Origin of the sequence: Coleofasciculus sp. FACHB-712, assembly GCF_014695635.1 — a bacterium.
Lineage (GTDB): Bacteria > Cyanobacteriota > Cyanobacteriia > Cyanobacteriales > FACHB-T130 > FACHB-T130.
This window is the reverse complement of record NZ_JACJOQ010000358.1, coordinates 1-14,910: the sequence shown is the minus strand read 5'-3', so window position 1 is coordinate 14,910 and position 14,910 is coordinate 1. Positions and strand designations below refer to the sequence as shown.

General features: G+C 44.4%; 8 protein-coding genes and 1 pseudogene. 7 read left to right on the top strand and 2 right to left on the bottom strand.

The annotated features are described in order from the left end of the window. Window positions 1-720 precede the first annotated feature (720 nt). Window positions 721-2,208: a fdxN element excision recombinase XisF gene (gene xisF, locus H6F50_RS09515; protein ID WP_190428505.1), complete on the top strand. Its 1,488-nt coding sequence runs from the start codon at window positions 721-723 to the stop codon at window positions 2,206-2,208. Window positions 2,209-2,247: 39 nt separating this feature from the next. Then, entirely contained in the window at window positions 2,248-3,927 is a 1,680-nt protein-coding gene (locus H6F50_RS09510) for a hypothetical protein (protein ID WP_190428504.1), read from the top strand. Window positions 3,928-4,258: 331 nt separating this feature from the next. On the opposite strand, the gene H6F50_RS09505 is transcribed toward H6F50_RS09510, so the two are convergent. Continuing rightward, window positions 4,259-4,414 carry a hypothetical protein gene (locus H6F50_RS09505; protein ID WP_190428503.1) on the bottom strand — a complete coding sequence of 52 codons (156 nt, stop codon included), beginning with the start codon at window positions 4,412-4,414 and terminating at the stop codon, window positions 4,259-4,261. 439 nt (window positions 4,415-4,853) lie between these two features. Here H6F50_RS09505 and H6F50_RS09500 point away from each other — a divergent pair, with 439 nt between their 5' ends. Next, on the top strand, window positions 4,854-5,033 hold the full coding sequence (locus tag H6F50_RS09500; RefSeq protein WP_190428502.1) for a hypothetical protein: 180 nt from the start codon (window positions 4,854-4,856) through the stop codon (window positions 5,031-5,033). Window positions 5,034-5,309: 276 nt separating this feature from the next. Continuing rightward, on the top strand, window positions 5,310-8,339 hold the full coding sequence (locus H6F50_RS09495; RefSeq protein ID WP_190428501.1) for a virulence-associated E family protein: 3,030 nt from the start codon (window positions 5,310-5,312) through the stop codon (window positions 8,337-8,339). Window positions 8,340-8,735: 396 nt separating this feature from the next. On the opposite strand, the gene H6F50_RS09490 is transcribed toward H6F50_RS09495, so the two are convergent. Continuing rightward, entirely contained in the window at window positions 8,736-8,891 is a 156-nt protein-coding gene (locus H6F50_RS09490) for a hypothetical protein (RefSeq protein ID WP_190428500.1), read from the bottom strand. A 398-nt stretch (window positions 8,892-9,289) separates the two neighbouring features. Here H6F50_RS09490 and H6F50_RS27905 point away from each other — a divergent pair, with 398 nt between their 5' ends. From H6F50_RS27905 to H6F50_RS09480, 3 genes and pseudogenes are all read left to right on the top strand, one after another. After that, window positions 9,290-12,244, top strand: a complete 2,955-nt coding sequence (locus H6F50_RS27905) for an AAA family ATPase (protein ID WP_190428499.1) — start codon at window positions 9,290-9,292, stop codon at window positions 12,242-12,244. A gap of 843 nt (window positions 12,245-13,087) precedes the next feature. Next, window positions 13,088-13,291: pseudogene (locus H6F50_RS27025) on the top strand (DNA cytosine methyltransferase); the annotation flags it as partial. Then, window positions 13,277-14,830 carry a ParB/RepB/Spo0J family partition protein gene (locus tag H6F50_RS09480; RefSeq protein WP_347277153.1) on the top strand — a complete coding sequence of 518 codons (1,554 nt, stop codon included), beginning with the start codon at window positions 13,277-13,279 and terminating at the stop codon, window positions 14,828-14,830. The pseudogene H6F50_RS27025 and the gene H6F50_RS09480, both read left to right, overlap by 15 nt. Window positions 14,831-14,910: the final 80 nt, after the last annotated feature.

Below are 14,910 nucleotides of genomic sequence, written 5' to 3'. Positions count from 1 at the left end.
AGACAGGCGCGCTTCATGAATATACTTCCTCACACTTAGAGTTTGAATCCTCTGTTTAGGTTTTCCAGTCATTCTGGATAATTCCAACATTCTCAAATGAGAAATTTATCCTTCTTGCCAGGGAAAACGATTAGTACGGGGGTTGAGTAGTAATGGAACAGAAACTTACGCTAAGGCTAAAACACTGACCGAGTAGTCATTTCAAGAAGCGCCTTCCAGTCTCAATGAGACGTACCAATTAGACTGTAGGCTATTTGGTACAAAAATCTTGAACGGAATATCAAGGGTTTCAGGCTTCTAATTCTCAGTAGGTTCAACTGGTACACCTCTTAGCGTGACTTTCTGTTCCGTTACTACTCAGACCCCTAGCATATCTACCATTGCAACACTTTCAGAGACAACTTTCATTTGGACTGAGCGGTGTTGAATTTCAGGAATATCAAAAGTCAGCCACTTCATTTTCTGTGTCGGTTGTCCCGTAGATTGGGGTGGTTCGGACTCTACTGCTTTAGTTGTTCATCAATACTAGCTGGCTTATCTACTGGCTTACCCTTCAAGCAAGAGTAGTGCCTGCTGAGAATTCGCCATTCGCTTGAAACCTTTACCTGAAAACCTTTTCAGGTTTTTTTCTCTTCCCCTATTTGTGCAACTGTTATTTCGATGACAGTTGCACAAATATCGTGCTAAAGTTTTATCAGAGTAGGCGAAAGGCAGGGCAGTATGACAGAAATCTATGGCTATGCACGAGTATCGACAAGCGAACAGGCAGACAATACCTATGCTCTAGAGCAGCAAATTGAAAGGCTTAAGCAAGCTGGGGCCACAAAAATTTTCTGCGACGTAGTCTCTGGGGATAAAGCTGAAAGACTTCAATTTACAGAATTAATGGATTTGGTTCGTCAAGGAAAAGTCAAGAAACTGATTGCTACCCGCTGGGACAGATTGATGAGAAATGAAGAACTATATTTAGCACTTAAAAAAGTTTTTCAGAATTTTGGAATAGTATTACAACTACTTGACCAAGGAATTGTAGATCTAACTACAGCAACCGGAGAACTAAGTGCTGATATGCAAGCTCTCTTTGCTGTGCATGAGAGAAGAATGCTTATAGATAGAGTTAAGCATGGCTATAAGTACCGCCGAAGCAGATTAGCAGCACCAGGAAGGGGTCCTTTTGGTTATGTAGTTGTTAATGAAAAATATGAACTCAATACCAAACCTTGTGTCTGCCTTTTAGAAGACAGACCAGAAAACTATCTGGATCTCTACGCTGAGTCCGACAATTCACCTAAGCTGCTTTACCGCAGTAAGGCACAGATTGCTAGAGAAATATTTGAATTATTTTTGCAGATCAGAAAACCTATAAAAGTATTGGCGCACATTTACGAAAAATATGGAATACAGGTTAAGCAAGGAACTCACTCAGGACTTGACGAGCAATTAAGTTTACCTAAATCGCCTACACACTTTAGAGAATGGTTAATTAATCCAGTCCATCAAGGTCATACTGCTTACTTAAAATATCAAACTAAAGGGTATTTAAAGGATGATGATGAGTGGGAATTTCACCCTAATACTCATTTAGAAAATAAATTAATCAATGAATTAGAAGCTGAAGAAGTTAAAGATATTCTAAAATTTAATACCAAAAGGATTGGCAATTCAAAAATATCTTTTTATTTAACTGGCTTAGTCTTTTGTCATCAGTGTGGGGGTAAGGGAGTATTAAAGCGAAACAAAGAATATGCCTACTATGGTTGTAGACATGCAAGCTTTGGTTGTAAGAATAAAAGATCTACAAGAATAGAAAAAATAGAGAATGCTATTATTGAAAGTTTGTTTAAACGAGTAATTTCTATTGCCAAAGAACCTATAACTGGGGCTAGTTGCTCTATTGATTCAGCCAATTTATTACAGATGAAGGAGCAATTAGCTGGTTTGGAGTCTCTACCAGGAATTGATAATAATTTTTTGTTGAAGAATGCTAAGGAAGATTTAATTAGGCAAATTGAAAAGGAAACTAAACGGTTAGAACAATCTGTCCCAGTAGAAGGGACAGCTCAACAGATTATTTGCCACCCAATGGCGAAAAATATAAATTTCTGGTATAGCTTGACTTATCAAGAGAGAGAAGTTCTTTATGACAAACTTGTTGAAAAAGTTTGTATTCTTAATGGAGAAGCAATTTCGGTTTCTTTACATGTATAGTTACCCAAACTATTAGCTGTTATTCGTCAATTTTTTAACATGTCTAAATACATTTTCAACAAATTTATTGAAGCAGGAAAGCGGTTTGAAGCTGCGGAAAAATCTGCTTTAGCGTCTTGGAATTCCCCATGCGATTGTCCAAATCCTGGTAAACGCTTAGAATGTCTAGACTGCTCCAACTGTAAAGATTTAGGATTACTTATTCAAGAAAAGCTTAAGCCTTTAGTAGGGATGACTATGCCTACCATAAATCCCGTAATAAACATCCTGCCTCACTACTCAGAGGAGGTGAGGCAAAAAGCTATCGAACTTTTTGCCAAAGACTATACTTTACAAGAAATTCGGGAACTAACAGGCGGGATGAATCGTGACCTGATCAGTAAAATAGCTAGACAGGCAGGTTTGCAAAAACGCTCAGAACCATACCCAGAAACCTTAAAGCAAGCTTGTTTAGAGTTATATAGGGCTGGCAAGACGACTAGGGAAATCCATAATCTGACTGGAGCCTCTATGTCGGCAGTCAGATTATGGGCTACTCAAGCCAATATTAGTAGAGGTCAGAAAGTTTATCCAGAAGAGGTGAGACAAACTTGTCTTCAGCTTTATCAAGAAGGAAAGTCAGCCGGAGAAATTAAAAAGATTACTGGTATTAAGGTACAAACTGTTGCAAAGTGGGCCAGAAAAGCCGGGATAAATAGAGGTAAAAAAGTTTATTCAGAAGAAATTAAACAGACTTGCGTTAGCCTTTATATCGAAGGTAAAACAGTTAATGAAATTGGAAAAATTACGCAAATTCCTAGTGATACGATTAGAAAATGGACTAGGCGAGAAAATGTTAGCCGAGGCCCAAACATCTATCCAGAAGAAGTCAAACAAAGTTGTATACGTCTTTATATAGAAGGTAAGTCCTACGACCAAATCGAGCAAATTACAGGGGTTAAGGATGTTACGGCGAGGAGGTGGGTGGTAGATACTAATGTGGGTAGAGAGCCTCATATCTATTCCGAAGAGGTGCAACAAAATTGCCTATCTCTCTACAAAGATGGTAAGAATGCCAAAGAAGTTGAGAAAGTGACTGGGGTTCCCTGTCAAACCATTTTAAAAGGGGTTAAAAAATCTCAAGAGAATCAGCTTGGTAATAGCTATTCCCCAGACACAAAGGAAGTTTGTTTATCCCTTTATTTAGAAGGAAAAAAGCCTAAAGAAATCGAGAAAATTACTAACGTTGATGCTAAAACTATTGGCAAGTGGGTTAGAACTTCTAAATTAGGTAAAGGTGGAAAAGGTTATTCACAAGAGATTAAACAAACTTGTCTTCAGCTTTATAAAGAAGGCAAATCTTATGCAGAAGTTGAAGAAATAACTGGAGTTCCTTGGCAAACCATTGGAGAATGGGCGAGAAAAGCCAAGACCAGTAGAGTTTTGAGAACTTACTCAGAAGAGAGCAAACAAACTTGTATAGACTTATTTAAGGAGGGAAAAAATTACAAAGAAATTGAAGCCCAAACTGGAGTTCCTAAAAATACGTTCACTAAATGGATAGCAAAAGCTGATGTTGAGCGGCTTTGGAAAGAGCATCCTGTTGAAGTCAAACAAACTTGCTTGTCTCTTTACAGCCAAGGAAAATCTTATCAGGAAATTGAAAGTTTGACAGGAGTTTCCCGTGGGACAGTCTGGTGGTGGGTATCCAAGCAAACATCTAAAGAGACTGAATGTTAGGGGATTTACGTTTGATTTAACATTCAAACAGTTCTTGGACAGTTGCTACTGCTACTCACTACCCTATTCCTTTGATAAGAATTTTGCATACGCAAAATTTCGCTTATTCACCTTTTCGGTTTTTCAGCCAATCGTGTGACAGTTGTTCAACTAAGGTACTAACATCAACTGCACTGGGCTGCCGTTTTGATTTGCGCTCCTTTAGTAGTTCTGCTTGCACATCTAGGTAAAGTTCTAATAGTAAATAGGCTGAAATCGGGGTATAGTCTGGATTGATACGCCTGCCTTTTAGTCTCTTTACTTTGCGACCTTCAGGCAGCTTCTCTTGTTTTTATTCTGGTTCATCTGTCGGTTCGATTGTTAAGTCGGCAGTTAATTCCACTTGTGGTTCTTGAGTGCAAGTTTTAGCTGTGTTTAATAGAGACTTAAACACCGAGGGTTTATCATCCAAAACCGCGCTGGCAGCACCGTTCAGAGGACCAATCATTCAAGCATTGCCTTGAAGTCGCAGAAGTAATCGCACAGATTCTTGAAGGCTTGCCTGATGAGGCCTAGCTCAAATTAAAATTAGGGCTTTCCATCGCCGAGCGCGTCCCTATAAAAATGCGATCGCTTCTTTTGTCTGTCACTGGCGATCACATTTCGACTGAACCCTAAAAAAGAAGCACTTAATTTAGTAAACGCAAGTGTTAAATAATTGAAGTGTAATCCTTGCGTCTCTAATTGACTTATTCGTCAATGGTATTTAAATATAACTCTGAAAAAAATGCCCGACTCTTTGGAGTGACGGGTGTTATATTTTTCGCTGACGCTATAAACGCTATAGGTTGTAAGTGGCTTAGAGAAATAAAGTGTGGGGAATCGTGGGGCGATCTCCATGATGTTTCTATCCATTATAATTACCTTGTCCGCCCCGGAGAATTCAAATGGCACAAAAACGGCCAATTCGATTCACGCAGAGACTAGGTGTTGCTCAATTCGCTCGGTTGCAGGAAGGTGCGAATCGCTTGAAAATCCCTAAATCAGAAATTCCTCGCGCTGCCCTTGATAACTATTTGGACGAACTGGGTTCATTTAGCCACAAAAGCGAAACGCCAGCAGCTTAAAACTGCTGGCGTTTCATTTCTTTTTCTTGTAAACCCACTGCAATCGGTCGCGGCTACCAAACTTTGACCCGTTGCGTGGATTCATGGAGCAAACTTCCTGTGTATAACAGGTCGATCTTGACTTAATTATATGTCCGACACTAGGCAATCCGCTTCAGTTTTTGCAGAAGATACTTCTTTTGCATCATTATCTCCTAATCCCGATAGAGTTACCGTAGTTTCTGGAAAGGCATTCGTAGTTGCATCCCCTCTGAATCAACAGGGAGGCAATCGCTAATGGTGTACACCTCAACCACCCACTTGAAGCCAGAACACCAGAAGCATTTACTAGACGAAGGCTTCACACTGGAGCAGATTGCAGATTGGGAGAAACTTGGGCTGCGATCGCTGGATAAGTCCGATGCCGCCCAACTAAACCTACAGTATTGGACTGCGGACGGATGGAAATGTGAACAGGGGTTATATTTCCCCTTCACCGAAACCTTTGGGCAAATTCGGCTCGATGTTCCAGTTGTACGAGCGAACGGTTCAGCGGCGAAGTACCTCACCCCATACAAGGCAAATTCTCAAGCGTGGATTCCCGATGGTTGCCGTATCCTTACTGAGGGTGCTAAGGATGCCTACGCTGGAACTGTGCATGGGACCATACCTACGGGCGCGATCGCTGGAGTCAGTCATTACCGGAAAGCACTAGACCAGGGCGCTGGCTACACAATCTTATTTGATGCGGATGGCTGGACTAACCCCAGCGTCTTGTCGAATCTATTTCATGCAGGTAAGTGGCTCAACGGTAAGGTGCAACTACTACCGGAAATAGAAGGACAGCCCAAGGCAGGATTATGCGAGTATTTCAAAGCAGGTCATACGGCAGAAGATTACAAAAACCTTCTGGGCAGCGCGATGACCCCTGAAGAGTTACTTCTTGAGTGGGCGGAACGATTTAAAAATATTCCTTCAAAGCATCTCTCTCGCTCAGTTTCCGTTGCCCTCAGGTTAGCTGCACAATACCTCAAAAAGCACGATGGCGATCGCCTGCTCAACATCCTTGCCAAGAAGACTCCTTACTCCAAAAAAAGTCTAGAGAGAGAACTAGGGGGTCAAACTGCCAAGTATAAAAGGGTCAAGAATCGTGAAGTCAAACAGCGATTTAAGGAGCAAGCCAAGGCAAACTTATTTGACCAAAAAATCCGTCGTGCTATGGAGATAGCCGAGCAAAGTGTACCACCATCCGAGGAGGAACTGGAGGAGATTTGGGAATTTTTAAATAATGCCCCAAATAGCGCAGAGAAGCAAGTTGCACAGCAAGACATCAGGGAAAAATGGGGAAAAATCCTTTTCCCAGAAAGCAAGTATAAGCAAGCTTCCAAGGCTATCAGGAGGCTTTATGGCGATCGCCTACGCTTCAACTCGCTAAAGCAGGAGATTGAATACGGCGACGAACGATTAGACCTAGACCTGATACGCCACGAAGTTTGTTCTGCCCTTGACAAGGACATACCTCAAAGTGACCTAATAGACATCCTGCTGGGATTATCTAACAAGCGGCGCTACTGCCCAATTGCTGAGTATCTAGAAAGGGTTGCACAAAAGTACGAAAATGACAATTTAGACCTTGAAACCTTAGCCGACCGTTTATTTGTCCTGAAAAACCCGACAGAACAAAACAAGCAACTCGCTAGAGCTTACCTCAAACGCCATTTAATAGCCTCTGTAGCGCGTCCTTTTAGTCCTGGCTGCAAAGTTGATACAGCCTTGATATTGCAAGGCGCTCAAGGGATTTTCAAAAGCACATTTTTTGGCATTTTGTATCGACAAGACCTGAAGTGGTTTGACGATACATTATCCGAAAGTGGAGACAAGGATGAGTTACTAAAACTTCATCAGCATTGGTGTGTTGAATGGGCAGAATTTGAGCGAACCTTAGGTAAGAAAGGTAATTCCCAGGTCAAATCGTTCATGACCACCAAAGTAGATAATTTCCGGGTGCCTTACGGACGACAGACTAAAGCTTTCCCCCGACGTGGCGTACTGGTGGCAACAACAAATGAAAGTGAACCGCTTTCCGACCCAACGGGCGATCGACGGTTCTGGATTCTTGGCGTCAAATCGATCAATTTGGCATTGGTCAGAGAATTGCGTGATCGCATTTGGTCAGCAGCGGTAAAACTCTACCGAGCAGGTGAGCAGTGGTGGTTGACCGATCAAGAAAGCCTTTGGGCAATTGACGCCAACAAACCCTTTAGACTTGCCGACCCCTGGGAAACGCCCGTTCTTGATTACATTCAAAGGTTTGGGATCACGCGGACGACGGTTAACCATCTTTTGAAAAATGTTATCGAGCTTGAGGTATCACGCCAAGACCGAGGCGCTCAGATGCGTATGGCAGGCATCCTAAAGCAGCTCGGATGGGAGAAGGATTCTCAGCGAAAAGTTATTGATGGCGCACGAGTCAATGAATGGGTTGCCCCTGACCAACCTGATGACCAACCTGACCAACCTTTTACAGAGGTTAGTCAAGAGGTTGGTCACGCCCAAAATGACGGCACAGTAAACTTTTCAGGTTTCAATGACCAACCTGACCAACCTTTTTCTCCAACATTTTTTGAGTCAGAAGCAAAAAACAATGGGAGAAATATAGGGGGTGAGAGTTTTCATAGTGCTTCTGAACAAAGTTTAAAAAAAGGTTGGTCAGGCACCGAGGTTAGTCAAACTCCAAACAACGCTACAGCAACGCTTACAGTACATGACCAACCTTTAGTGGCTAACCTTGCAGAGGAGGAAGCGATCGCGCCTTCATTAGCCCTGGCTTCTGAAGAACAAGTTCACGCAGAAATAGTCAATGGGCAACAAATGCTACTGGCTTGCGAGGATGGTGAGGCGGTCGCTACGATGTTTGAGGATTTGGCGACAGCATTTATTGGGCAGTACGCGCATGAGGACATAGTTCGCATCAAGACAGGCATTTGGCTGGGATTACCCCAAAACCAAAGAAGGCAGATTGTCGATATACAGAAATCTGCTAAGAAACAACCCCAAGAGGCTGAAACTAAACTCCAAGAGAAAGCAATCGCGCCTACCCCGCAACCGCAGCCGCGACGGAATTGGCAAGCTGAAGCTTTATGCATGAAGAAAGCAACACCATACCAGCAGCCAGAATTGCCTTTTACGGTTGGGCAGCGAGTGTTATATGAGGGCAGCGAATGCATCGTGATTAAACCAGGACACACGCATAGCCAGCTTGAAGGATTTGAGGATGCGATCGCTAATTGGGAACTACAAGCAATTGATGGGGGAGTTAGTAGTTAAGCGATCTCGTGAATGCTTGTAAAAAAAAACGAACTGATGGGGGTTGAACAACAAAGTAATGAGAAGGCACTCAGACGCTCTATGGTGCTTAGAGCCGATTGACGGAGGCGCGGACGCAATGAAGTAACCTCATGAACGTGCGGGCGTTGCTGAAAAGTAATGATTTTTCCACGAAGGAATCTGCTTGTGAAATAGCTATAGCATTACCAAATCAGCAACGCCAACGTGCGATAAGCCCATGAACGAAATTGAAAAAAGCGTTGAAGCACGGACGCAGGCGATTTAAGTGCTAATTTCTAGGGAGAAGGAGATCGAGTTTTGGGAACTGGCGGCAGAAGTGATCGCGTACTCAGTGCTACGCGATCGCTGGAGACAATCAATACTAAGTTGCACCCACTACGGCGTGACGCCTCGAAGCGCAGCCAGGGCATTACAGACGCGCTCAATGGGTTCGTGGTTAAACCAAGCCTGAGGAGCCTGCATAACATTTAGAACTTTAGTCAATTGGGCAATCGCTCTAGAATTTTTGACCCCAGAAAAATTAGGTGGCATCGCTTATTGGAAAAATTCCCAGTGTGTTATATAGTACCCGCGTACTAAACTCTATGCTTTAATAGATTTCCAGTGGGTATATTTTCAAGAGAAAATAAATCCTAAAAATAAGCAAAAAAAAGGAGGCAAGTTACCCAGAAAGAGCCTAGTCCGAAAGAAGACTAAAAACACCACCGGAAAAATTAACTCGCCAACCAAGCTTAATATTTTGAATACATTCATCCTACCCTGACTCCCGGTAAATGTCGATGAATGTAGAGTCCAGATGCCGGTAGAAAATATTGACGAGGAGTAGACTTGGGAAAAGCTGACCTCCGGTGATGCCGGAATTCTCCTCATTGGCTAAAAACTTATTGGGTAACTGCCTTCTTCGCAATAATCGAAGGAGTGTTAAACCTGTGCAAAAATTAGCAGCCGTTCAGCCTGTTGACAAAAGCAATCAAGCGATTGCAATTGACCAGCAGCAAACTTCAGCAACCTCATCACCTCAGGTTTCTGAAGAAAGATTTGATAGCCAAGAGCAAGCGATCGCCCATTTAACAGCACTGGGATACAACCGGGGAGAGCCGGTGCATATGCGATACATCCACCCAGTAACCAAAAAATCTGCAAAAAAACCCAAGCTAATTTTCGATGAGCTAGAGAGCTATCAAAACCAAGGATACGACGCCTACTTCGTAGTCAATCCCGGTGGCGACTGCGACGCGGACATAAATGCGGGGCGTGCGATTTTCTATGAGCATGACGACTTAGAGAAGGAAGCACAGCTTTATTTGTGGGAAGAACTAGGACTCCCAGAGCCGACGATTCAAGTGGACACGGGTGGGAAATCCATCCACAGTTTTTGGGTCTTCTCGAAACCAATTCCTGTTTACCAGTGGCGGCAATTGCAGACTGACTTACTCGAACACTCCAAAGGTGATCGCTCGCTTAAAAATCCCAGCCGCATTTTGAGGTTGGCTGGTAGTCGTTACATGAAAGGCGATCGCCCTGGTACAACACAGGCGCAGATTGTTAGTAACTCTGGAAAGCGCTACGAGTACGAAACTTTAAGGGCGACTATCCCAATGGAACTGACATCTCGCTTAGCTACTCTCAGCTATCAAACCATTGAGGAAGACGTGCCCTTGTACCAATGCCTCCGGACAGAAGACAGACAGCTCATCGACAATGGCACCACGATTGAGCGTAATAATGCCGGAGCAGCATTAGCTTTTAATTTGATAGGAACATCCAACCGACTGAATCAGCTTGGCATTCGATATAGCGGTGCTCCGCGCCAACTGTTTGAGGACTACTGCTCCCGCTGCCCATCAGGAGGTGGATGGAATCAGCGTGAATGGGATGGAATTTGGAAGTCAGCCCAGAAAAAAAATCCAAGTGCAGCTCTCACAGATGAAGCGCTCATAAACTGCATGGAAGCTTGGCGGCGCAAACAGCAAACATCCAGGCAACCGCAGCCCAATACTACTTTACAAGAGCCAAGCTCCCAACCCGCTCAAAACAAACTTAGTCTTGGACAAGCCACTGAGCAAGCCAGGGAAATTCTAAAATCAGACGACGACGAACTAACTATTAACCTAAAGTTGGAGAAAGTTCGAGAAACTTGCGAGATGAGTAGCTATGACTGGGAGCGAAAAATCATCAAACCGCTAAAACGGGACTTGGACAGCGATCGCTTCAAGCTGGAGCTACTAGCACTCCTGCGAATTGACGATCCGATAGAACGAATTCGGCAACAAGCCCTTCTCGCGCCGAAATACCAAATGAGTAGCAGCTCATTGGAGAAGGCGTTGGGCTTGATGAAGCAACGCACTGTTACCGCACAGACCAAAGTTTATGACATTGAAGAACTGCTTGATTTAGAGACTCAAAGGCTGACCTGGTTAATTCCGGAGATGCTACCCGCTGGAGAAACAATTATTCTCGCTGCTCCACCAAAGGTTGGAAAAACTCTACTTGCCATTGACGTTGCTTTCGCGGTGGCAACAGGTGAAGGTACTTTTTTAGGAGAAACGACCAAGAAAGGTAAAGTATTAATCGTTGAAGCCGATGAAAGCTTGCAATCTACGAGGGCAAAGCTCCTGAATCGAGGGTTCCGCCGCCAAGACAGGGGCAATGTTCGGATTCTCCCAAAATGGAATATCTCTCAAATGGGGCTATTAGAAGAGCAACTTGAGGACTTCCGACCAGACTTAGTGATTGTTGACTCATTACGGCGAATCAACCACGGTTCCGATATTTCGGAAAACTCAGCGGAATTCGCAGACAACATTTATACCCTCAAGGAGACGCTACAACGCTATGGAGCTGCTGGCATCCTTATCCATCACAGCAACAAGGATCGAGATGCTCAAGGGGTTCACCAATTGCGAGGGAGCAGTGCGATCGCCGGAGCTGTTTGGGGCACTTGGCAAATGGAAAGCATCCCCAAGCCCGACCCGAATAACAAAAAACGGCTAGTTATCGATCCCAAAGACCCCAATCGAGCCTTGTCAATTTTTAGTCGAGATTGTGAGGGGCAGAAGCTGTTCATTGAGTTAGACCCAGAGAACAATTCTTGGATCAAACGCGCTGAACCTGAGCAAGCCCAGAAGGAAACTGTTAAGGAGCGCATCCTTGAGGTTTTTAGGAGAAACAGCCATAAGTCTGGGCTAACAGGAATCGAAGTAATTGAATTGCTGGGGATGACCAAAGAACAAGGACGAGGGGTCTATCAGGAGCTGAGCCGGATGGCGAGTAGATTGCTCATCAGCTGTAAACCAGCCCCCGGTAACAAACGCCAAAAGCTTTATTCGCTTCCCGAAAATACTCTTCTTAATCCACTTACCCCCCCCTCCCCCACACTTCCACCTAAAAATGTTGAGGATTATCCTGAAAACCTAGAAAACACTGAGTTAGAGAATACTCAACAAATTACTCAACAACTACTCAACAACTACTCAACAACTACTGAAAAAAAACAGGCTGTTGAGGGTTCAAACTCAGATTCTGCAAGCAGTCCAGCGATACTCAACAACTCCCCAGAAAAACAGGGGGGAGGGGGAGTGGAGCTTCATCGTACTGAACAGGTTTCGGTATCTACCCAAGCATTTGAGAGTAAATTCGATACAGCCGCGCCAATGGACGAATCTAGCTCACCCGGTGCTGAGAAACCAAAATTTGAGGTATATTCTACGGTTGCTGGAGCCGATGAATATAATGCCAACTATGCATTTCACGGATATGTAGAAGATGTTCAGGGGGATAAAGTGCTAGTTCGCTGGCAGGAGCGGGAGGGAAAACCTGGCAATCAGGCTGAATGGTACCAAGCATCAGAGCTGCGTTTGATCCAGTGGGACGGGTCACTTTGATGAGTTAAAGAACATTCATCTCCCCGAAAAAAGTTGTGCCAATTGGCACGGGGATCGCCTCGCCTTTTCAAAAAAGTTGGGACGCGATCGCTCTCAATTGAAAACTAGATTAGTTCGAGAAAGAAAAAATGCCGAATTAGCTGCGAAGAGAGCGAGAGGTCGCACAGGAAACTGCAAGCAATCGCATCCATTAAGCGGTTCGACAACTCTGGAATTTTCTAAGGAACAAACCAACCTTAGGAAATCTCAATCTGGTGCGCCAGATTGAGAATTTTAAATTCTCTGAAAGTTTACAGATGCCTTTTTATACAGTGAATTTTCATTTGACGTGGAGACATATTAGTGTCGTAAAAAAGGAAAAGCTAAACCTGGTTTGCTTTTTCAGCTCAATCTAGCTTGGCAATGCTGATAGTCAAATACTAGATCGCTCGCGTAAACTTTCTCTGTCATCCTGCGATAGGAAAAGTTTTGCTCGGTGACACAAAATTGTCTCAATGTCATCAAAGTTGGTACGGTACATCAACTCAATTTGCAAGAGGTCTAATCAACATCTTTTCTAGGGAATGCCTAATACAACTAACAAGTTAGGCACTCCAATCTCCTATAGAATGCGGGGGTTGAGTAGTAATGGAACAGAAACTTACGCTAAGGCTGAAACACTGACCGAGTAGTCATTCCAAGAAGCGTCTTCCAGTCTTAATGAGACGTACCAATGAGACTGTAGGCTATTTTGTACAAAAATTTTGAACGGAATATCAAGGGTTTCAGGCTTCTAATTCTCAGTAGGTTCAACTGGTACACCTCTTAGCGTGACTTTCTGTTCCGTTACTACTTAGACCCCGGGACGGAGTTGCCCGAACTTTGAGAGCCGGAACGGGAAGCGACAAGGGACGGCACACCCAGGCCAGAGTACTCACAGTCCGTGAGGCCGCTCGCTTGTCCTCTTTCCCAGATTGGTTCCGTTTTCACTGGACGATTTGGCGGGGTATGAGACAAGTTGGGAATGCCGTGCCACCCCTGTTGGCGCTGGCGGTGGGGAAAGCCATTTATCAATGTTTAGTACAAATAGAGGGTGCAACAGCTTCTGAGACAGCCACTTTAACTGGGGCGATTGTCTTTGGCACTGCGGTGAGCGCGATCGCAGACATATCGCCCACTCAAAAGCTTGCTCCAGGTGAACATCAACTAGACCCTAAACTCCTCAAACCCCACCCGCGCAACGCTTCTCTCTATGGCGAGGATGAAAGTGTTTCGGACTTGGTGGAATTGATTGGCCACTCCAACTGGCTCAAGCCGCTAATAATTACTCCTGATTTCACCATTATTAGCGGTCATCGGCGCTGGAAAGCAGCTCTTGAGTTAGGGTGGTTGAGCATTCCCGTGATTGTTGAAGAATTCAAGGACGCTCTCGCCGAGCTAGAAGCGCTGCTGCTGGGGAATGCTACCAGGGAAAAAACAATTGAGCAGAAAGTGCGGGAAGGCGCTTTATGGAAGGAAATCGAGCAAGAAAGTGCAAAACTTCGACAGGAAACCCGTCGAGACATCCAGGAAAATTTTCCTGGAAGTTGCGAGCAGTTTGGGCAATCTCGCGATCGTGTGGCACAACGAGTGGGGTTGGGTTCGGGGAAAACCTACTCCAAAGCAGCTATTGTGGTTGAGGAAATTGATAAAGCCGTTTCGAGCGGACATCTTGCTCGTGCTAAAGCATTGCGAACTGTTTTGAATCACCAGAGTATAGACGGGGCTTACAAACTGACTCAAAAACCCCTTAACGAGAGCGGCCCAATTTTAGAATTAATTGCGAGTGGAGAGGTTCGCACGAGCAAGCAAGCCCAGTCGTTGCTAAAGAATCGGCAACGGTTAAAAGAGCGATCGCTCCTTTTTCCTCCACAAGGCGAGCATGACTTGTCCAACTTGCTTTCACATCATCTCACCCTAAAGCCAGGAGGTCTTGTAGAGATTTACGCACCAAAACTTTCTGACTGGCATCAGCGCCCTGCCCGTATAGAATCGGTGGATGAGAAGAGGTGTAAGGTGTGGAAGCGAAATGTTGAGACGATGGAGATGGAACTACGCAGCTTTCCCCATGCCGATTTGACTCCTCTCCCCTTATCAGAAGTGCCGTCCCTTCTCGAAATCAACTCGCGCATAGAAGCGTTGTACCAAATCGTAGGTCTAGACCCGTTCGACCGAAACATTTTACAGTCGCTAGAGCGTTGCGTAACTTTGACTCCAACTGAACAGGAATATTTCAACCGAATTGAGTTGAAATATCAGCAAGGACAACAATCAACCCAGAAGGGGACAGGGAATGGGGAACGGGAAACGGTGAGGAGCGAAGTGTTCCCCGTTCCCTCGTTAAACTCGTCAGTACCTGATGTTACTCCCCGACACGAACACTCAATACCTGTTAGCTCTCCTCAGGAATATCGAATCGAAACCTTTGAGTTTCCTCTACCTCCAACACTCAACGAGATGATTCGCAAAGGTACAGGCGGTTGGCAAGCTTCGGCTAAAGAAAAGCGGGAGTGGGCAGAACTAATTGCCTCTTATCGCTCTTCTGTCACTCTAGGCAGCAGAAAATAGGAAATCTTGCATTTGTAGGGGGATAGGAACTGCACCGTGAAAGTAATTCATAAGCGCAATCAAGCGTGAAAATCCCAAAG

Excerpts from the sequence above, each read along its gene's own strand:
- xisF (WP_190428505.1), top strand. The coding sequence starts at position 721 with ATGACAGAAATCTATGGCTATGCACGAGTATCGACAAGCGAACAGGCA.
- H6F50_RS09510 (WP_190428504.1), top strand. The coding sequence starts at position 2,248 with ATGTCTAAATACATTTTCAACAAATTTATTGAAGCAGGAAAGCGGTTT.
- H6F50_RS09505 (WP_190428503.1), bottom strand. The coding sequence starts at position 4,414 with ATGATTGGTCCTCTGAACGGTGCTGCCAGCGCGGTTTTGGATGATAAA.
- H6F50_RS09500 (WP_190428502.1), top strand. The coding sequence starts at position 4,854 with ATGGCACAAAAACGGCCAATTCGATTCACGCAGAGACTAGGTGTTGCT.
- H6F50_RS09495 (WP_190428501.1), top strand. The coding sequence starts at position 5,310 with ATGGTGTACACCTCAACCACCCACTTGAAGCCAGAACACCAGAAGCAT.
- H6F50_RS09490 (WP_190428500.1), bottom strand. The coding sequence starts at position 8,891 with ATGCCACCTAATTTTTCTGGGGTCAAAAATTCTAGAGCGATTGCCCAA.